The following is a 20,297-nucleotide window of genomic DNA, read 5'->3' as shown; positions in this document are numbered from 1 at the left end:
TAAGTTTTGTCTCAATATTTTCTTTATGTGATATCGATATTTATGAACGGGATCACAAATCGACTTTTCTCATGCTGTAGTCGTTTCGCCAGAGTGGGCGCTTTTACGCTATGGCTGGCGGCAATGTTCGGTTCTTGCCAGGCGTACAGCCGCGAGCTGGTGATGGCAACGACCTTTTCACCCAGCGCGACCGCCTGGATTATCCAGCGCTGGCAGACGGAGCCGGGTTCCGTCATGATTCGTACGCTCAACCGTACCAGCGGTTCTTTAGAGCAATTACTTGATACGGCGAATGCGGAAAATGTCGATCTGATCCTGACGTCATCCCCCATGCTGTTGCAACACCTTCAGGAGCACCAAAAGCTGGCGCTATTGGATAGCGCGCCTGCCGCCAGCCAGAAGCTGGTGCCGCGTTCTATCCGCTCAACTTCAGTGGCGGTAGCGGTATCCGGATTTGGGCTATTGATCAACCGTTCAGCGCTCGCTGCGCGCCATCTTCCGCCGCCTGCTGACTGGCAGGATATGGGCCTGCCCAGTTACCAGGGCGCTCTATTAATGAGCAGTCCGTCACGTTCAGACACGAATCATTTGATGGTGGAGTCGCTGTTGCAGCAAAAAGGCTGGACGGCAGGGTGGGCGACGCTGCTGGCAATCTCGGGTAATCTGGTCACGATTTCCTCTCGCAGTTTCGGCGTAGCGGATAAAATCAAAAGCGGGCTTGGCGTTGCCGGGCCGGTCATTGATAACTATGCTAATTTGCTACTTAACGATCCTAATCTTACTTTTACCTATTTTCCGTATTCTGCGGTGTCGCCCACTTACGTCGCGGTGTTGAAAAACAGCCGTCATGCAGACGAAGCGCGTGCTTTTATTCATTACTTATTAAGTCCGAAAGGGCAAAGGATACTGGCTGACGCGAATACCGGTAAGTATCCCGTCGCACCGCTTAGCGCCGATAATCCTCGCGCCGCGCAACAACAGCGTTTGATGGCCCAGCCGCCGTTGAACTATCGTCTGATCCTGAAGCGTCAGCAACTGGTACAACGCATGTTTGATACCGCGATCAGTTTTCGTCTCGCGCAGCTTAAAGATGCATGGCGAGCGTTGCACAGCGCAGAAACGCGGCTTAAACGCCCCTTACCTGAAATCAGAGCCTTATTGACCAGCGTCCCGGTGGATGCGGCAAGCAGCGAAGATGAAACCTGGCTGGCGCAGTTTGATAATAAAAGCTTTGCCGAACAAAAAATGATGGAGTGGCAGATCTGGTTTCTGAACAATCAGCGGCTGGCGATTCACAAACTGGAAGAGCTGAAATGAAGGGGAGATTATTGCAACGGCTTCGTCAGCTCAGTATCAGCAACAGTTTACGGGGTGCATTTTTAACGGGCGCATTACTGACGCTGATTGTCAGTATGGTCAGCCTTTATTCCTGGCATGAGCAAAGTTCGCAGGTTCGCTATTCGCTTGATGAATATTTTCCTCGCATCCACTCCGCTTTTTTAATTGAGGGGAACCTGAATCTGGCCGTGGATCAGCTCAATGAATTTTTGCTGGCGCCGAACACGACGGTACGTTTGCAGTTACGTACGCAGATTATTCAGCATCTGGATAAGATTGAGCGTCTCAGTCAGGGGCTTCAGCTTGCTGAGCGCCGGCAACTGGCCGTCATTTTACAGGATAGCCGGACCTTGCTGGCGGAGCTGGACAACGCCCTCTACAACATGTTTTTGGTGCGGGAGAAAGTCAGCGAGCTTTCCGCTCGCATTGACTGGCTCCATGATGATTTCACCACGGAGCTAAATTCGCTGGTACAGGATTTTACCTGGCAGCAGGGGACGCTGCTCGATCAAATTGAGGCGAATCAGGGCGACGCGGCGCAGTACTTGCAACGTTCGCGCGAAGTGCAGAACGAGCAGCAGCAGGTATATACCCTGGCGCGAATTGAAAATCAGATTGTTGACGACCTGCGCGACAGATTGAATGAGCTAAAGTCCGGCAATAATGACGGGATGCTGGTGGAGACCCATATTCGCTATCTGGAAAACCTAAAAAAAACGGCGGATGAGAATATTCGTGCGCTCGATGACTGGCCCAGTACAATCACGCTGCGGCAAACCATCGACGAACTATTGGAAATCGGGATGGTAAAAAATAAGATGCCCGATACCATGCGCGATTATGTTGCGGCGCAAAAAGCCTTACTGGACGCCAGCCGCGCCAGAGAGGCTACGCTAGGGCGCTTTCGCACGCTGCTTGAGGCGCAGTTAGGTAGTAGTCACCAGCAAATGCAGACGTTCAATCAACGCCTGGAACAGATTGTTCGCGTTAGCGGCGGGCTTATTTTAGTGGCGACGCTCCTGGCGTTGCTGCTGGCCTGGGGACTCAACCACTATTTTATCCGTTCCCGGCTGGTAAAGCGTTTTACCGCGCTTAATCAGGCTGTGGTACAGATAGGGCTGGGGAGAACCGACTCGACTATCCCGGTTTACGGGCGCGATGAGCTAGGACGGATAGCCCGTTTGCTACGTCATACGCTGGGCCAGCTCAATATGCAACGCAGGCAGCTTGAACAAGAGGTCGCCGAGCGCAAAGAGATAGAAGCCGACCTGCGCGCCATGCAGGATGAGTTGATTCAGACGGCGAAACTGGCGGTAGTCGGCCAGACCATGACCACGCTGGCGCATGAAATTAACCAGCCGCTGAATGCGCTTTCAATGTATTTATTTACGGCGGGACGCGCGATTGAACAAGGTCAGAGCGGACAGGCGAGAAATACGCTCACCAAAGCGGAAGGGCTCATTAACCGGATTGACGCCATTATCCGTTCGCTGCGGCAGTTTACCCGCCGGGCGGAGCTGGAAACGCCATTGTATCCCGTTGATCTGCGCCAAACCTTCGTGGCTGCATGGGAGTTATTAGCCATGCGCCACCAATCCCGGCAGGGAGCGCTTTCACTGCCAACCGACACCGTATGGGTTAGCGGCGATGAAGTGCGTATTCAGCAGGTTCTGGTGAATGTGCTGGCGAATGCGCTTGACGCCTGTTCGCATGATGCGGCGATCGCGGTGACATGGCAGACGCAGGGAGAGGCGCTGGAGGTTTATATTGCAGATAACGGCCCTGGCTGGCCTGTGGCGCTGTTGCCCTCTTTACTCAAGCCGTTTACCACCAGTAAAGCTGTCGGGTTGGGTATTGGGCTGTCGATTAGCGTGTCGCTGATGGCGCAAATGAAGGGCGACCTGCGTCTGGCGTCGACGCTGACGCGTAACGCTTGCGTGGTGCTGCAATTCTCGGTAACGGATGTCGATGATGTTGAATGATGAATGTTCTATTTTGCTGATTGATGATGACGTTGATGTACTTGACGCCTATACCCAAATGCTTGAGCAGGCAGGCTACCGCGTGCGTGGCTTTACCCATCCTTTCGAGGCCAAAGAGTGGGTAGAAGCGGATTGGGAGGGGATCGTTTTGAGCGATGTGTGTATGCCGGGGTGTTCCGGTATCGATCTTATGACGCTGTTTCATCAGGATGACGATCAACTGCCAATCTTATTGATTACCGGACATGGCGATGTACCGATGGCGGTTGATGCGGTGAAAAAGGGCGCCTGGGATTTTCTGCAAAAACCCGTCGATCCGGGCAAGCTGTTGATATTAATTGAAGACGCGCTACGCCAGCGCCGGTCGGTCATTGCACGGCGGCAATATTGCCAGCAGACGTTACAGGTTGAACTGATTGGGCGCAGCGAGTGGATGAATCAGTTTCGACAACGGTTACAACAACTGGCGGAAACGGACATTGCCGTATGGTTTTACGGTGAGCATGGCACTGGACGTATGACTGGCGCCCGTTATCTCCATCAACTGGGGCGTAACGCGAAAGGGCCGTTTGTACGCTATGAACTTACGCCGGAGAATGCCGGGCAGTTGGAGACATTCATCGACCAGGCGCAAGGAGGCACGCTGGTGTTGAGTCATCCCGAATATCTGACACGCGAACAGCAGCACCATCTGGCGCGTTTACAAAGCCTGGAGCATCGGCCTTTTCGTTTGGTGGGCGTTGGCAGCGCTTCGCTGGTGGAGCAGGCGGCAGCTAACCAGATTGCGGCCGAGCTTTACTACTGTTTCGCCATGACCCAAATCGCCTGCCAGTCTCTTTCTCAGCGACCGGATGATATCGAGCCGTTATTTCGCCATTATCTTCGAAAAGCCTGCCTGCGACTCAATCATCCAGTGCCGGAAATCGCGGGGGAATTACTGAAAGGAATAATGCGACGCGCCTGGCCAAGCAATGTGCGCGAATTGGCTAATGCGGCAGAGCTTTTTGCTGTTGGCGTGCTGCCGCTGGCGGAAACGGTCAACCCGCAGTTGCTTCTGCAGGAGCCGACCCCGCTTGACCGGCGCGTTGAAGAGTATGAGCGACAAATTATTACCGAAGCATTAAATATTCATCAGGGACGAATTAATGAAGTGGCGGAGTACCTGCAAATTCCCCGTAAAAAACTTTATCTGCGCATGAAAAAATATGGTCTAAGTAAAGAGCATTATAAATTCTGATATTACAGTTACTTTCAATCTGGCTGACAACATCAGCAACGATGTCGTTAGCCAGATAACGTCGCATCACCGTAATGGTAAATCATTCCATCATGATTATAGATTGCTTATTATTCACCTGAGCATCAAATTCTATTTCTTAACTTCAATATAAGGTAAAAATGCGTCAAGTTCTCTGGCGTAATAAATGTACTCTTGTCCGTCGATTTGACAAGATGAAAACTTCATCACCTCTCCAGATTACATCTGAATATGAGGACAAGAGAAATGAAAAAACATGCTATTGCAGTAATGATGATCGCCGTATTTTCTGAGTCGGTTTATGCGGAGTCTACCTTATTTATTCCGGACGTCTCTCCTGATAGCGTCACGACATCCCTTTCCGTGGGTGTGTTAAATGGTAAATCCAGGGAGCTGGTTTATGATACCGACACCGGGCGGAAGCTGAGTCAACTGGACTGGAAAATAAAAAATGTCGCCACGTTGCAGGGGGATTTATCATGGGAACCCTATTCGTTCATGACGCTGGACGCCCGCGGCTGGACGTCTTTGGCGTCGGGATCGGGTCATATGGTTGACCATGACTGGATGAGCAGTGAGCAGCCTGGCTGGACCGATCGTTCAATTCATCCGGACACCAGCGCCAACTATGCTAATGAATACGATTTGAACGTGAAAGGTTGGTTATTGCAGGGCGATAACTACAAGGCGGGCGTAACAGCGGGCTATCAGGAAACCCGTTTTAGCTGGACGGCAAGAGGCGGGTCTTATATTTATGATAATGGTCGGTATATTGGTAACTTTCCTCATGGCGTGCGCGGCATAGGTTATAGCCAGCGTTTCGAAATGCCCTATATCGGGCTGGCGGGTGATTATCGTATTAATGACTTTGAGTGTAATGTACTGTTTAAATACAGCGACTGGGTAAATGCGCATGATAATGACGAACACTACATGCGCAAACTTACCTTCCGCGAAAAAACGGAAAATTCACGATATTATGGCGCTTCTATTGACGCCGGATATTATATTACCAGTAATGCAAAAATCTTTGCTGAGTTCGCTTACAGTAAATATGAAGAAGGTAAGGGCGGTACGCAAATCATAGATAAAACCAGCGGTGATACGGCGTATTTTGGTGGCGATGCCGCAGGTATAGCTAATAATAACTATACGATTACCGCGGGGTTGCAGTACCGCTTCTAGACCACATCGGGATGTCATCGGTCATAACCGGCCGATGACGACTTTTTGCTGAACGTATGGCATGTCCGGTGATATTGCATAGGGGCAATAAAAGCAACATGAAAGGGGAACCGCTCGAAAGACTATGCAGCAAGAAGAGAATTTCCTGGGTATCAATGGCCCTGCAGGAATCGAAAATCTATCTATATTTATGTTTTAAATGATTATTTTTTATTTGTTTTTTAGATACCATCACAGATACCATCATCCGATAAAACGTCTCATTAAGACCATAGAGATCGACCCATTTCGTCACCTACAAAATAAATAAAGGAATGAAGGGCGAAAGGGGATGCTTACAACGGAGCTGGCAAATCTGTTATTAGATCAAAAACGCCCAAAAAGTTATCACACCTCACGCATTATACAATGCTGCCCATAAAGCAGCTGCAGCTCTTGAGGTCTGGGGTATACCCTCCAAAGCATATTTTCTGTATACCAAAGTGGCTTTAAATCACTTTTCAGTGAGCGTTATAATAGGGGGGAATCGTGTATACCAATACCCTATGTGACATGATGTAAACGCTCCCTAACACAACTTATTGTATTGAGTTTGATACAATCTCCGCTGGCAATAATTAGACCATCAAGCATAGAGGAACTGAACAACTTACTTGATTAAACTATTATTCGATTTTCTTCATATGATTTAAGATTATCATTAGCTGGCACAATGCCAGCTAATTCGTTGGCTTTAATTTACTTTAAATACCAACAATCAGTTTCTCTGTTCAAGAAATCTATCATTTCATCATTAGTATAATGTTGATTCAGCCCAATTTTAAAAGTCGGATGATTAGAGTAGAAAACATCAAAATGATATAAAGGATGAAGTTTACCATTTTCTCTTACATTATCGATGTCATATCTGATATAACCATCTTCATATGTTAATAACATTTTAAAAAAAGGCCAAAAACCAGGTATGGTTTGTTGCTCTTCCAGATCCAAAAGTGGTTCAAAGAAAGCCCACAAAGATGAGTTAATGTAAGAGGGGTCATTAATGACAGATAAAACCTTTGATGTAATAAAACTATCAACATTTTCTACTTCTGTACTGCGAAATACGAACTCATCACTAACTACATCCAAAATAAAAGGAAATGCAAGGGAGTAATATTTTTCCTCACTAAAGAAAAAGATTCGACTCATTTTAGATATATGTAATTTCAGCTGCCCACGGATTTTATCCCTAGTAGGCTCCGAATATACTGAAATGGTCTTCAATGCACGCATTAATATTTCTATAACATCAGTTTTAGTTCTAATTGGCTTAAAAGCCCAGTCACACTGGGCCTGATCAAGATTAAAGTAAAATTCTTTGTTCATTTTGTCTCCTGAAGCATTTCTTCATAGTTAAACAAAATGACTTTTGTAATTCTTTCTGTGTCAAAGCTATCTGGGATAATAGCCTTAACCATTTCATATAATTGAGGTCTAAATATGGCTTCAATATTTAATTCTTCAAAAACTTTGGTGACTAAATCATAATGTGAAATATTTTTCTCATCGTATTTAATCGTGGTTCTTATACGTGAAATTACCTCTTTAGATGGTACTGATATATCCATGTAACCACATTCATTAATTATTTTTAGTCCATTCTCAATCTCTGCTTGTAAAGTTTTATCATCATCCCCAAATAGCAAATAAGACCTAATGAATGAGCGAGTTAACATCATATACAAAGAGTTTCTATAAGAATGACTTCTACTTATATCTCGTGTAACGCAGATCACGAAAGGGAATTCCAGACCTTTAACATGATTTTTGTTACTTATGAATAAAGTATCTTTTACTTTCTCTTTTGTTTCGTATGCTTTATTAACTTTCCATTTAAAAAGTCTTGGTACACTTACTTCAAGTTTATCAGCAATTTTAAAAATGCTTTTTGCTTGGTCTATGAAGATAATCCCTATATCATCTGCTAAAACTGTTGGGTTTTCTTCTTTAATTCTATTTAAAAGGGATAGAATGTTTTCCTCTTCAGTTTCATATGTAGAATTAACTAACTCAACACTGTGGATTTTAGCATCCGTCACGTCCTCAAACCGACGCAATGGTTCCCGTTTAAGTCGTAATTTATTTCTTTCTGGATGGTCAACAATGTACCCACAAGCTTCCCACTCGTCATTCATTAACCAAGTCAGTGGTTCCTTCTCGAACAGCCCCATTCCGATACCGTGGGCGAACATCAAAGTACGAGGGTCAGTACGATAACATTTACTTAAAAGGAAATCCGGCTGAATTTCATTAGAAATATTGGTATCAAAAATACTTTGGAATATATCACCAGCAACATAAATAGTGTCGCGAGTAACTAACTCGCATAGCTCTACAAAGCTAGCAGGGAAGTCTTGACTCTCATCTACAAGCATAAAATCAAAACAATGTTTGAAATCTTTTTGTGGTAGCTTTTTAATTTCTTCCAGTGCTAATCTGCACACTTTATCGAAAGTCATGACATAACTGAAACGATAAAAGGATAACCCGTAGAAGTTACAGATAAATCTATATGCACCAGAGTTACTATCGTATTGCGATCCCCAGGCATTTACACACCATAATCTTTCATTCCAACTGATTTGTTGCTCAACCTTCATGAAGTTAAAGAATTCTGGTATTCGTTTTCGCATGCTATCGGCTAAAATTTTATTATGGCAAGTAAACATGATTTTACTTTCGGCATTATCTTTATCGAGATATATCTCTTTGAGCTTGTGAAGCAAAAGCTCTGTTTTTCCCGTGCCTGACAGTCCCTGAATGATTACTTTCTTCTTATCAAATTTTTGATATACAAATCGTGTTTGATCACCATCAAAAAGAATTATTTTTTGCTTAACTTTGTCGAGGATGTTATCAGGGATATTGCCTTTGACTTTATCAATGTTATTGATACTGCCAGTCAACAGAGATATCACAAGTTCACTTTTTTTTGCAAAAGCGCCATCATTAATTTTGATCTCATTAAAAAAAACTTCAAGATCATTTTCAATATCTGTATGGGCATAACTGGAAACAAGTTTTCGCTTCCACTCACGTGGCCTTCCTATTGTATCCTTATAATTATATTTATCAGAAAGAGAACCAAGGTCTTCAACAAAATCCTCTTGGAAGTCGTTAAACTCTTCTTCGTCAACGTCAAAGCTTACAAAGGTGATTTTATATCCAGGGCTTAATAAAACAAGAATATCATCTCTATCATAATTATACTTGTTTTCACCTAACGGATTTTTTATGGCATAGACTTGCATTTGTTTTTTATTAGAAAAGATTTCTAACGCATTTAGAAAACTAGCATTAGTATCGTTTTTTAAATCAGGCTGGATATAGTAAAAACTGCTCATAGTAGCCTTCGCTATGTTAAGAAAATTTTGACAATCATCGCTCCAAACATTTCATATTTCAAATAATAATTTCAGTTCCTGCGATGCAGCATCCAATTCTTCATCCCGGTAGATTTACTGATAGTGCGTACTCCCCGCTTCGTGTGACAGTGGAATGTAAAGAAGGGATTGTGCCACTCATGCTCTTAGATGGTTATCACGTGGACCCTCAGCGCGCGCAGCCCCCCACGCCTGCCCGCTTTGCTTAACAGAATGGTTTTCATGCACCACGTGAATCGTCTCAGGAGCCGCCACACAAGGGCTTTCGCGTCAAAAATGATGCATAAGTCTCATGCGATTTCATGCGCCATAGACATGCACTCATGCGCTCTCAGGCCAGCCAGGAAAAAGCGTAAAAAAATCCCGGTGCTGGCCGGGATTAGGTAGCCGTTTTTTGCTAATCAGACAGGGATTTGCTGGCGGCTTGATAACTTTGATGCAGAGCCATAGCGATTGAGCGTTTGCTGTTGTTTTTCCGGCACTTGTGCTTTGTCTGATTCCTGTTCATTACGACGGGATTTCATAATTATCGTATCCACACTTTCCAGTGCGGTAAATGTGCAGGAACATTCAAGATTCTGGCACTGATACCATGAGCGTTTAACCGATGGTGCTTCATAGGCGGAGGTTCTGGCGTGTGCCGTAGTGCCGCATTCGGGACATTTAAGTGCCATCAGATACCCTCCGCGGCTCGGTTACGTTTTTGCAGTTCTTCACGTTCCTGCCGGATCTTCATTTTATGAAGGACCGCCGGAGAGGGAAGTTTGCGGAAATCAGCAAGGGCAGCATAATCCGGCGCAACACCAGCCAGTTTAAATACCGGGTCCTGTTCCGGCATCGCAGCGTTAGTAAGAGCCGGTCTGGTGATATGTTTGTGAATAAAGTCTTTGAGTACTGTGTCCGGGTCATTAACTGAATTCACCACACCCACAACGGCACTGGCTTCCCGCCCCATTGTGGTTTTGAGCAGGCTCAGTGTCTGGATTAACGCCTTACCATGCGACTGCATGAAGTCTTCCCAGATTTGCTTTGCGCGAATTTCCACAAAGGTGTTATGTGCGCTGATATACTGCCCGGCTAATTTCCCGGCCTCCTGCGGTAATAAGGCATTTTCGCTTTCCTGAGCTGCCAGCAGTTCATCAAAATCCTCAAGCGTTTCTCGTCCCAGCGCAATTTCCGTGCGCAGTTTTTTCATTTCCTTTGAGACTACGCCCTGACTTTCACGAAACAGCGTGCGCCACTCCTCATTCAGCGCGTTCGTCGAGGCTTCCATTTCAGCGCGGCGCTGGCGGATTGTCGCAATATTATCCGCTGCCGCTTTCTGCTGATGACGTGCTTCAAGCCATGCGTTTCTGGTTGTGTTCATGGTTTCCAGTGCCCGCTGCGTTACAGCCGGAAAAGTGGAAAGGTTGTTATTCTCTGCGGTGTTGTTCATGACTTCTCCTGTCGGGTTGGTTCGTTACGACAATTGTGTCGTGGCTGACACAAGCGCACTACCGGCGCTCGGTGTGTGGTGGCTGGCACAACGGGCGTCTGCGGTTATTCAGACGTGGCTATGAAAGCCAGCCAGATAAAAATGCCCTCTGTTTCAGCCGGCTTAATGTCCCTGATACGGTGGAACAGGTGGAACAGGTGTTACAGCATTGTTTTGCAAAGCATTTATATGCACAGCACAGGTGAAACATCGCGAGTAACAAGGTGGAACAGCGGATCGGCTGGCGTTCCACCTGTTCCACCTCACTATTTCAGAAGGTGGAACAGTTTCAGCCCTTGTAAAACACGGATGTTCCACCTGTTTCACCTGTTACCCTTAATAAATAAGACTCACGCAAAGCCTTAACCCGGCACCTCGCTGTTGAAGACATAGAGCCTGCGGGGATTCATCTCTGGCGGGCGAATGGTTGTCTGGAGCTTTCCGTCGGCAGAAGGCAGCAGATATCCACGATCCGCGCACAGACGCGCCACCTTGCGCGGGTCAAATCCCCGGCAGATTTCTTTCCAGCCAGATGGCATGACATAGAACGTGGTGATGGCTTCCGTCCCCTGCGCGGTACTGCCTTTCTCCACCCTGCGCCAGCCCACCATATTGCCGGGGCGGTTGCGCTCGTCGTGCCAGTCTGCAAAGCGACTGTACTGATTCGCGGTAAAGAAGCTGCGTACCTGCTCCAGTGCAGCAATATCTTCCTGGTTGGCGGTGTACCCGCGATCTTTCAGCCATGCGTTCAGGCAGACGCGGGTTGCCCGCAGAGCTTCACCCTCAGGCCAGCCGGTGATACCCAGCCGGGTTGCCAGCTCGCCCGCCATCGTCACCAGTGCAAAGCGGTTGACGGCCCGGCCCACCTGATTACCCGCATCTTTCGGGGTCAGGGCGGCGGTATATTCCTTCATCAGTGACTTTGCCTGTGCCGTCAGCCCGTTAAGGTCAGCAGTCAGGGCTTTCAGCCACTCCCGGAACGGCGAACCGTAGTAGCTGGACGTGGCCCACTCCAAATGTTCCGCCAGTGCCTTGCCGCTGTCGAAGCCGTGCAGCTCCTCAAATACGCCAAATTTCCCGGAATCGCTGGGGATCTGGATCATCCTGACTTCCATCCCGGCAAAGGTACGCTCACCAGCTTTTGCCGCATGTTCGGTCAGTGACAGCTCGCCGGTTGAAAAGAACAGCAGCCGCCATTGCTTACGGGTGCGCAGCTCACCGTCCGTACCGGCACGGCCCTTGCCCTGACCGTTTGCCAGCATGTAGGCGATATTGCCTGCCTCGCGTCCGTCCACCTCCCGGATCTCATCGAGCATCATGGCGGCATCGTTGCGGCGGCTGGCGCATCCCTCCAGCGCGTTGCCGGTTGCCCGCCACGTCTGCCAGTAGTCAGGCCCGCCGCAGACGGAGGTTGCCGCTTTCATTGTGGTGGTCTTACCGTCCGTCGATTCCCCCTTGAGGTGATAGCCGCCGCCGTCCATACCAACCAGCCGTAACAGGGGGGGCAGCAAACGCCAGACTGACGGCAAACGCCACGCGGGAGTTGCCGGTGCAGTAGCGGGATACGTGCTCCCGCCACTCCTCAGTTGTGCCCGACACGCGGAAATCGCGCCCCTGCACGGAAGTGGTCTGGAGAATGACACCCTCTGCACCTTCACCGCTGACCTCATCCTGCAGGACGTAAACCTGACCATGCCAGCCAGTGCGGCTGACGCAGGTCACGCGGCGTTCCGGTTTACACAACGAGATATATTCCATCAGGCGGGCGCGGGCCTCGCCGGTGGTGCTGATATAAGACAGCCCGTTAACCAGCAGAACCCGTCGCAGCTCCTCACCGCTGCCGCTCAGCATTTCCATCGGCATCGCCCAGCGGCGACGCTCTCCCCACGTATCTTCCCACTCCAGCAGTCGCCCGAAGTTACCGCCATCGGCATCGCAGGTGATTGCCGTCACGCGCAGCGGGTTGCATATTTTGACGTTCTGGATCTCCGTTTCACCGTTGCGCTGTACCTGTTTTTCATACCAGAGATATTCCTGGGTAAGACGGAATCCGTGCGGCAGCTGCGTGCGGCCCTCCCCGCACAGCACCAGACCGTTACGAAAGGCTTCACGGGCGCGGGTAATACCGTGCTCCCGATTGAAATCATTCCAGTCAGCCTTAATCTCTCCCGGTGGCAGCGTCATCCAGCCGCCGACGGCTTTTGCCGCCCGTTCAGCAAAGGATCTGCCGGGATTTTCGCCCCCGTCCTGAAAATCGTTATCACCGGCGATGATAATTTTTACCTCAGGCCAGCGTGCCCGCAGTGACTGCGCCACGTTGGGCAGGTTGCCTGCAGATATGGCAGCCACTACGCATCCGGCGGTGAGCTGGCTCACCGTCAGTGCCGTGGCGTAACCTTCGGTAATCACCACCTGTACCGGCGGTTCAGACGGTAACGGGCTGAGCGCCACAAACGCGCCTTTCATCGTGCTGCCGGGCAGTATGCTTTTTTCACCCGTCGGGGCGATAAGCTGCGCACCGGTCACGGCTCCGGCGTTGGTCGTGAGCGGTAACAGCAGGGAACCGGCAGGGAAATCCTTACCGCTGATATGCTGCACGCTCCCGGTCAGGGAGGCCGGGTATCCGGCAAACCCTTTCCCGGCCAGATAAGGGCTTTCTCCCGTGTGGCTCTCTTTCATCAGCGCCGCCACGGTAAGGCTCATATCGCGTTTAGGGGCTTTTTGCCTGGCAGGTTTAACGGGCAGTTTCTGCATATCCGGCACATTAAGCACCTGTGCCACCTCCTGCGCGGCCTTTCTGACGCCGTAACCGGTCATGAGCTTAACCAGATCCAGACCGTCACCATTGCCGCACCGGCTGCAATACCACGTCCCGCGCCCGTCAAGGTCATCGAGGCGGAAGCGGTCCTTGCCCCCACATTTCGGGCAGGGACCGTGCCTGCCGTTTTCAGGTACATCAATACGCAGCATCTGCAGAATAACGGGCCATTTCCCCTGTGCAGCCTCCGCAACCTGTGAAACTTTCTGTGTTGTCATACTTCCCCCTGATACAGCGCCGCATCCGTGCTGCAGAAGTCATCAAAGGCCGCCGGAAGCGTGCGGTACAGCTCCGCCATCACTTCACAGCCGCGCACGGTCAGCACCGGCGGCGCGGTCAGAAGTGACGGCTCCAGCATGTCAGTCAGCAGTGCCAGCGCGACATCAGTGCGCACTCAATATGCAGGGCAATGGCCATTTCAATACGCTCAACCGTCAGGCTGTGCGGACCACACCGATTGCTGCCGGTTTCGGTCAGCATTTTCTGCCGCCATGCCGATGCAATCGCCCGCCGGTACAGTGCGGTGGTCATTTCTGCCGGGAAAATGGAAACCTGCGGCTGGTTCATTCAGCACCTCCTTCAATCAGTGCGCAGCTGTGCGCAATATCCGTTAAATCTGCCCGCAGGTACTCCATCAGCGCGGCGACGCCCGGCGTACAGTCCGCATTCATCATTCCGCCCTGCGACGGGCATTCAGAAAAGAGAAGCTGGAGCATGTCGCAGGCATTTCGGGCGCGGGTCAGCTTCCCGAAACTTTCCTCTGACAACCCATAGGCAAAAGCACCGGCATTGTGTTTTTCAGGCAAAGCGCGGCCCTGAGCACCGTTGTGCCCGTTTGAAATATTCATCGTGGATTACTCCGTTTTCAGCGGTGTTTTGTCAGAGAAACTTTGAATAGTGTTTGTCGTCAGGTTCAGCAGAACGCCGTATGCTGCGCTCCCGCCAGCGGGTAAACACCACAGACGGATGCAGTGTCAGCGGGCCGGAGCCACTACCGCCTGCCGGAGCTGGTGAAGATTTAAAGAGTGGCGCATCAAACAGGCGCGTATACCGTTGTTTAAACCATGCCAGAGGGCAGGAAGAAAGCTGGTTGTCGCTGTCATGACGTATCAGCACTTCACGGCTGAATTCAGGATTAACCAGCGCCACGGAGGGCGGGGCTTCAGTTAATCGGATGATTGTTACGGTCCAGCCACGTTCATGCTGCCAGCGTTCGCCGGGTTGCGGATAATTACGCATGTTCACCTCCGCAAGGAATGCGACCGGCAAAGCTCAGCACGTAGTCCGGGGCCAGTCTGCGCCGTGCTGACCGCTCGTTATCTGCGGTGATCCTTAACATCACAGGACGGGCATTGCGTTGACTGCGGTTGATCGCAGCAAATAACCAGGTACACTTCTGTTTAGCCATCTTCGTTTCCTCATACAGCGGATTGGTTAGAAGCCCGTTTAGTGTTCCAGCACTATCGGGCTTTGCATACACAAGGTGAATCGCACCTTTGCTTTTAAACCTACCCTCTAGTGAATCGCACTTCAAGTCTTTTATTATAATTTTTTTTGCGTATACTGAATCGCACCTAACACAAGGAGATCCAGTAATGGCAACGGGTTCAACTAACAACAAGTCGCAGCAGCTTAATGCTCGCTTCCCGCATGATGTGGTTGCAGAATTAGAAAGTAGCCTCGACGATGGCGAGACGAAAGCGCATTTTATTGTCACCGCTGTTAAAGGCGAGATTAAACGCCGCCAGCGTAAGAAAGCTAAGCTCGAGCCGGGAACCTGAACTACGTCATGAGGTATAACCAGAGCTTGCGGACATATTTTACTAAATATATATTTTTGCGAGCTCTTCAATAATAATTGTTGGGCTTTTATCATGTTGCTCATTCTACTCACCACACGATGTATATATTCTTTATTAAATAAATAGATTCAGTTCCAATTGCGGAAATTAAGCTAAGTACTGTAAACTTTATTCGTTGATTAACTATTTTTTTAGCTGCCAGCCAAGCACGGATCTCTGCTGCATCATAAACTGATACTCGTTCTGATAGACGGGTAGATTTCGGGAAGTCGGGTTTGGTTTTTTCCCAGCGCCATAGTGTGACAGTAGTGACTTTAAGGAAATCTGCTGTAGCTTTTGGTCTCGCATGACCATCTTGAGGATATGAATGTATAGTCATATATATTTACCTGCTGTGTTAAGTTACCTATGTGATTAACACAGCAGATTAAAATATTTTTCTGAATCAAAGTATTCTAAATTTTGAACGATCTATTGAAAATTTTAAAGATTCAGATAGCGTTCAAGTGTCGGTGAAGATGGAATTTCATAATCAATATCAGTACCCTTTGATTTCAACTCATCGAGGTAGTCTCTCAAGATTTTATGCCGATTATTTGCTGTGGTTGATAGTATATTTTTATTTAACGTCGGATTAGATTGTATTAAAAATCTAATAAAATTAGATAATTTCTCTTTTTGAGGTGAGATGGATTTAGTATCATCATTTTCATCAGAATTTAATGAATCTTCCATATATGGTAGTGACTTTCCACTTATAGCGTGTGTATAAATTTTATCAATTGTTTCTTTTGTTATGTATATATTATCTAGATTTATGATTGGTCTTTCGTCTAACTCTGGTTGAAACGTATTTGACAATATGGAATCAGAGGGAGATACAGCACTCAATATTCTCTCTTCATATGCATTTTTTTCATCTTTTAATAGAATAGAGATATTTCTGGATTCTATCGACCATAGATCACTGATAAAGCATTTGAGTTCATACGTAGTTGTCAATGGTCCTGTCTGGATTGAGGGGGGGACAAGGCCATCTTTGGTAGTTAGCAGCTTATAAACTTTTGAGTGTCGAGACCATGTTTTATATATCCGAGTCAGCTCATTAAACGTCAATGTCCCATCGAAATAAAATTTGAGTGGGCTTTCATCTGCATTTTTATTATCGATCTTTATTTTTAAAGTACCTTTGATTTCTTGTAAGTTTATACATAAGGTTATAGACCCCACATCATGCCAATGAAGGAAGTCCTCAATTTCACAATTGAGTAATTTTGCTGCTCTTGATAACGAGCAGTATTCTAAAGGGGGCATTTTATTTAATGCCCAAATATTTTTTTGACTTTTATTATTCATAAAAATTCCTTTCCCACCAATGTGAAATTTTCAGACCCCATATCATATGGAGCAACATAATTTTCTGAATTAATTGACAGGTAATTAGACCACCATTGCATCATTCTGCGGCGTTCCTGCATGTGCTGTGCAAGATGTACATATGCTGCCCGCACTTCGTTTCTCTCTTGATGACTCATCTGCCGTTCCACCGCATCACGTGACCAGAGTCCTGATTCGGTCAATGCAGAGCAGGCCATTGCCCTGAACCCATGCAAGCAGACATCAGTTTGAGTGTTGTAACCCATCGTTCGCAGTGCTTTATTAACTGTGTTTTCGCTCATCGGTTTATATGGGTTGCTGTCACCGGGGAAAACCAGCAGATATTTACCACTGATTTTCCTTATATCCTCCAGCACCCCGATAGCTTGACTAGATAGCGGGACATAATGGGCAGCTCCCATTTTTGCGCCCCGGTCTGAGAATTTAACCCCCACAATTTCTTCACGTTGTCCCGGTATCGTCCATAGCCCATTTTCAATGTCAATCTCTTCCCATCTGGCATGTCGTAGTTCACTGGATCGCACAAAAGTGTGCAGGGAAAAGAGAACAGCCAAGCGAGTCAATGGTCTTCCCGTGTAATTTCTCGTCTTCGCTAACAGTTCAGGTAAACGTTCAAGAGGTAGAGCAGGGCGATGTCGTACTTTGGGATTCGTAATTGCGCCTTTCAGATCGTGGGCAGGGTTGTAATCGACAATTCCATGTTGCACGGCATAACGGAAGACGCTCGCCATCGTGGTTTTTACCCGGCTCGTTGTGGCACCAATTCCTTTCTCAGTCATCTTGACCAGCATCGGCAGCAAGTCACGGGTTTTGAGCGTATCGATAGGCTTTGAACCGATGGCAGGAAAGAGGTGGTTTTCCATTTCTCGGAGAATTTTGGTACGGGTGATCTCTTTCCACTCAGGATGCCCCATCGTTCCACTATGCCACTCTCTGGCTACACTCTCGAACGTGGGGGAAGTTGGATCTTCCTTTTTTAGTTTCTTTGCTTTGCGAGGATCACGTCCATCGGCTAGCAGTTGTCTGGCTTCATCACGTCGCTTTCGCGCTGTTGCAAGTGGGACGTCCGGGTAAACCCCTAATGCCAAGGTGGCTTGTTTTCCATCAAAACGATAATTCATACGCCAGTATTTCCCACCAGACTTTCGTACCAGTAAATACAAACTCCCTCCATCGGTAAGTTTGTAATCATTGGTCTTCGGCTTGGCATTTTCGATCTGTTTGGGGGAAAGCACATTTATGGCCATACCTGCACTCATTTAAGTAAATTGATGGTATCTCTATATCGAACTGCACAATACCATCACTTATACCATCACGAGGATGTAATGTCATGAAATTAACTGAAATGAAAATTAGGCTGATTTGGTATTAACTTGCTGTTTTTATGAGGATTGAGTGATGAAATGAAATGTAGTGAAAGGTCTTTAAAGTGTCCCCTGCAGGAATCGAACCTGCAACTAGCCCTTAGGAGGGGCTCGTTATATCCATTTAACTAAGGGGACAACGCGGCGCCAGTATAGCGTTTTTTATTCGCCGGAGTAAGTGTAGCGCCGCCTGACTGGTTAAACCGTCGCCACTCAGCGCTGTTTTTCCGCTTTTTTCCGCTCCCGTTCCAGGCGCTCGCCGCGTAGCCTCGCTTCTTCCTTACGCTTATTGCTCATATCGTTGCGGATCTGCGCGTGGCTCATCAATGCGAAAATAAAGGTGCCGCCGCAGATATTTCCGGCAAGTGTGGGAAGGGCGAAGGGCCAGAGAAAGTCGCTCCAGGACAGCGTGCCGTTGAAAACCAAATACAAAATTTCAACGGAACCGACGACAATATGGGTGGTATCGCCCAGCGCGATAAGCCAGGTCATCAAAATAATGACCACAATCTTTGCCCCGCCTGCTGCAGGAAACATCCATACCATTGTGGCGATGATCCAGCCAGAGATAATCGCGTTGGCAAACATCTCCGTTGGGCTATTTTTCATGACCTCCATACCAATTTTGACAAAGGCGTCGCGGGTCTCTTCATCAAATATAGGCATATATTCAAATGCCCACGCAGCAACCCCGGTGCCAATAAGGTTGCCCAATAAGACTACGCCCCATAAGCGCATCAGCAGGCCAACGTTACTCAGAGTGGGATTTTGCATTACCGGCAATACGGCGGTAACGGTATTTTCAGTAAATAATTGCTGGCGGGCCATGATGACAATGATAAAACCAAAGGTATAGCCGAGATTTTCCAGTAAAAAGCCGCCGGGAACGCCTTCAAGCTGCACGTGAAAAATCCCTTTCGCCAGGAGTGATGCCCCCATAGAAAGTCCTGCGGCAATAGCTGACCAGAGCAAAGCCATCGCATCGCGTTCCATCTCTTTTTCACCATCCTGGCGAATATGTTCATGAATCGCCATGGCGCGGGAAGGAAGACGATCTTCATCCACTTCAATCTCTTTACCGCTTTGTTTTTCTTCGCTTTCAACTTCCAGGTCACTGCTGTGCCGGTTAATTTTATCGTCGTTAAGGCTATCCATGATGATCTCTGCTGATTAACACATATTAATAAAGCGTAGCGGTTTTTCATTTACCCAGGCCGGGGCATTCTCCGAAAAAATAAAAATGATCACGCTCGTTTTTATCTGTTTCGTTAGAATAGGGCCGTCACGTTGTTGCGTTACCAGGCTATGCTCAGAGCAATGAGATCGCGCATATAGACATCGTTTGACGTGCTGTTAAAATCGCTCACACCTAAACAGGCGGATACGGTAGCGTTCCGTCATGGATGGCAATCAGCGATAGCCATAATTCACAGGGAGACATCTATGAAGCTTCGCCTGTCGGCGCTGGCGCTGGGAACCACACTGCTGGTCGGGTGTGCGAGTTCCGGTACAGAACAGCAGGGGCGTTCAGACCCATTTGAAGGGTTTAACCGCACCATGTACAACTTCAACTTTAATGTGCTGGACCCGTATGTTGTTCGGCCGGTCGCGGTCGCCTGGCGTGATTATGTTCCACAGCCTGCGCGTAACGGTTTAAGTAATTTCACCGGCAACCTCGAAGAACCGGCGATCATGGTGAACTATTTCCTGCAGGGCGATCCTTATCAGGGTATGGTGCATTTCACCCGTTTCTTCCTGAACACCTTATTAGGGATGGGCGGCTTTATTGACGTCGCGGGAATGGCGAATCCTAAGCTGCAGCGCGTTGAACCGCATCGCTTTGGCAGTACGCTGGGCCATTATGGCGTGGGGTATGGGCCTTATATGCAACTTCCGTTCTACGGCAGCTTCACGCTGCGTGAAGATGGCGGGGATATGGCGGATACCTTGTATCCGGTGCTCTCGTGGTTGACCTGGCCAATGTCCATAGGAAAATGGACTATCGAAGGGATAGAAACCCGCGCGCAGTTGCTGGACTCCGATGGTTTGCTGCGCCAGTCTTCCGATCCTTATATTATGGTGCGCGAGGCGTACTTCCAGCGTCATGACTTTATCGCCAATGGCGGAAAACTCAAGCCGCAGGAAAACCCGAACGCGCAGGCGATTCAGGACGAACTCAAAGAGATCGACTCGGAATAAACGGCAGTAAATAAAAAGGTGAGCGCAATGCTCACCTTTTTGATCCGTTTC

17 protein-coding genes, 1 tRNA gene and 2 pseudogenes are annotated in these 20,297 nt (G+C 48.2%); 6 read left to right on the top strand and 14 right to left on the bottom strand.

Annotation, left to right across the window (positions count from 1 at the left end):
* Positions 1-123: 123 nt before the first annotated feature.
* The 4 genes from pgtC to pgtE all read left to right on the top strand — a co-directional run bounded on the left by pgtC (position 124) and on the right by pgtE (position 5,763).
* A complete protein-coding gene (gene pgtC / locus ACLJQJ_RS17080) occupies positions 124-1,317 on the top strand; it encodes a phosphoglycerate transport regulator PgtC (RefSeq protein ID WP_000467985.1) in 1,194 nt (397 codons plus the stop codon).
* Positions 1,314-3,320, top strand: a complete 2,007-nt coding sequence (pgtB, locus tag ACLJQJ_RS17075; RefSeq protein WP_000678493.1) for a two-component system sensor histidine kinase PgtB — start codon at positions 1,314-1,316, stop codon at positions 3,318-3,320. The genes pgtC and pgtB overlap by 4 nt, the downstream gene beginning before the upstream one ends.
* Positions 3,310-4,557, top strand: a complete 1,248-nt coding sequence (gene pgtA / locus ACLJQJ_RS17070) for a two-component system response regulator PgtA (protein ID WP_000930836.1) — start codon at positions 3,310-3,312, stop codon at positions 4,555-4,557. The genes pgtB and pgtA overlap by 11 nt, the downstream gene beginning before the upstream one ends.
* Before the next feature lie 267 nt (positions 4,558-4,824).
* The gene (gene pgtE / locus ACLJQJ_RS17065; RefSeq protein ID WP_063808706.1) at positions 4,825-5,763 is read left to right on the top strand and encodes an omptin family outer membrane protease PgtE; all 939 of its coding nucleotides are present in this window, start codon (positions 4,825-4,827) and stop codon (positions 5,761-5,763) included.
* Positions 5,764-6,501: 738 nt separating this feature from the next.
* On the opposite strand, the gene ACLJQJ_RS17060 is transcribed toward pgtE, so the two are convergent.
* The 9 genes and pseudogenes from ACLJQJ_RS17060 to ACLJQJ_RS17020 all read right to left on the bottom strand — a co-directional run bounded on the left by ACLJQJ_RS17060 (position 6,502) and on the right by ACLJQJ_RS17020 (position 14,888).
* Positions 6,502-7,131, bottom strand: coding sequence for a hypothetical protein (locus ACLJQJ_RS17060; protein WP_063808707.1), 630 nt, complete (start codon positions 7,129-7,131; stop codon positions 6,502-6,504).
* Complete coding sequence (locus tag ACLJQJ_RS17055) at positions 7,128-9,149, bottom strand: DEAD/DEAH box helicase (protein WP_063808708.1); 2,022 nt, start codon at positions 9,147-9,149, stop codon at positions 7,128-7,130. Before ACLJQJ_RS17055 ends, ACLJQJ_RS17060 begins: the two co-directional genes overlap by 4 nt.
* 440 nt (positions 9,150-9,589) lie before the next feature.
* Positions 9,590-9,862 carry an ogr/Delta-like zinc finger family protein gene (locus ACLJQJ_RS17050; protein ID WP_063808709.1) on the bottom strand — a complete coding sequence of 91 codons (273 nt, stop codon included), beginning with the start codon at positions 9,860-9,862 and terminating at the stop codon, positions 9,590-9,592.
* A complete protein-coding gene (locus ACLJQJ_RS17045) occupies positions 9,862-10,623 on the bottom strand; it encodes a hypothetical protein (RefSeq protein ID WP_063808710.1) in 762 nt (253 codons plus the stop codon). The genes ACLJQJ_RS17050 and ACLJQJ_RS17045 overlap by 1 nt, the downstream gene beginning before the upstream one ends.
* Before the next feature lie 401 nt (positions 10,624-11,024).
* A pseudogene (locus ACLJQJ_RS17040) lies at positions 11,025-13,698 on the bottom strand (DUF927 domain-containing protein).
* A pseudogene (locus tag ACLJQJ_RS17035) lies at positions 13,695-14,047 on the bottom strand (hypothetical protein). The pseudogenes ACLJQJ_RS17040 and ACLJQJ_RS17035 overlap by 4 nt, the downstream one beginning before the upstream one ends.
* On the bottom strand, positions 14,044-14,328 hold the full coding sequence (locus ACLJQJ_RS17030; RefSeq protein WP_063808711.1) for a hypothetical protein: 285 nt from the start codon (positions 14,326-14,328) through the stop codon (positions 14,044-14,046). The pseudogene ACLJQJ_RS17035 and the gene ACLJQJ_RS17030 overlap by 4 nt, the downstream one beginning before the upstream one ends.
* Before the next feature lie 31 nt (positions 14,329-14,359).
* Entirely contained in the window at positions 14,360-14,719 is a 360-nt protein-coding gene (locus ACLJQJ_RS17025; protein WP_063808712.1) for a hypothetical protein, read from the bottom strand.
* On the bottom strand, positions 14,712-14,888 hold the full coding sequence (locus ACLJQJ_RS17020) for a host cell division inhibitor Icd-like protein (protein ID WP_001118612.1): 177 nt from the start codon (positions 14,886-14,888) through the stop codon (positions 14,712-14,714). Before ACLJQJ_RS17020 ends, ACLJQJ_RS17025 begins: the two co-directional genes overlap by 8 nt.
* Positions 14,889-15,075: 187 nt before the next feature.
* Here ACLJQJ_RS17020 and ACLJQJ_RS17015 point away from each other — a divergent pair, with 187 nt between their 5' ends.
* Positions 15,076-15,261: a YlcI/YnfO family protein gene (locus tag ACLJQJ_RS17015; protein ID WP_063808713.1), complete on the top strand. Its 186-nt coding sequence runs from the start codon at positions 15,076-15,078 to the stop codon at positions 15,259-15,261.
* Positions 15,262-15,370: 109 nt separating this feature from the next.
* Here ACLJQJ_RS17015 and ACLJQJ_RS17010 read toward each other — a convergent pair whose 3' ends face one another.
* From ACLJQJ_RS17010 to ACLJQJ_RS16990, 5 genes are all read right to left on the bottom strand, one after another.
* Positions 15,371-15,661, bottom strand: a complete 291-nt coding sequence (locus ACLJQJ_RS17010) for a helix-turn-helix transcriptional regulator (protein ID WP_077950939.1) — start codon at positions 15,659-15,661, stop codon at positions 15,371-15,373.
* A gap of 104 nt (positions 15,662-15,765) precedes the next feature.
* The gene (locus ACLJQJ_RS17005) at positions 15,766-16,638 is read right to left on the bottom strand and encodes a hypothetical protein (RefSeq protein ID WP_063808714.1); all 873 of its coding nucleotides are present in this window, start codon (positions 16,636-16,638) and stop codon (positions 15,766-15,768) included.
* Entirely contained in the window at positions 16,635-17,927 is a 1,293-nt protein-coding gene (locus ACLJQJ_RS17000; protein ID WP_063808715.1) for a tyrosine-type recombinase/integrase, read from the bottom strand. The genes ACLJQJ_RS17005 and ACLJQJ_RS17000 overlap by 4 nt, the downstream gene beginning before the upstream one ends.
* A 186-nt stretch (positions 17,928-18,113) precedes the next feature.
* Positions 18,114-18,185: transfer RNA gene (locus ACLJQJ_RS16995), tRNA-Arg, on the bottom strand.
* A gap of 75 nt (positions 18,186-18,260) precedes the next feature.
* Positions 18,261-19,202, bottom strand: a complete 942-nt coding sequence (locus ACLJQJ_RS16990) for a formate/nitrite transporter family protein (RefSeq protein ID WP_063808716.1) — start codon at positions 19,200-19,202, stop codon at positions 18,261-18,263.
* Positions 19,203-19,490: 288 nt separating this feature from the next.
* Here ACLJQJ_RS16990 and mlaA point away from each other — a divergent pair, with 288 nt between their 5' ends.
* Complete coding sequence (gene mlaA / locus ACLJQJ_RS16985; protein WP_000776787.1) at positions 19,491-20,246, top strand: phospholipid-binding lipoprotein MlaA; 756 nt, start codon at positions 19,491-19,493, stop codon at positions 20,244-20,246.
* The last annotated feature ends 51 nt before the right edge of the window (positions 20,247-20,297 follow it).

It is taken from the genome of Salmonella sp. SAL04202 (assembly GCF_046550775.1).
GTDB classification, from domain to species: domain Bacteria; phylum Pseudomonadota; class Gammaproteobacteria; order Enterobacterales; family Enterobacteriaceae; genus Salmonella; species Salmonella enterica.
Note: the sequence above shows the minus strand (reverse complement) of the source record. Positions and strands in the feature narration are given on the sequence as shown.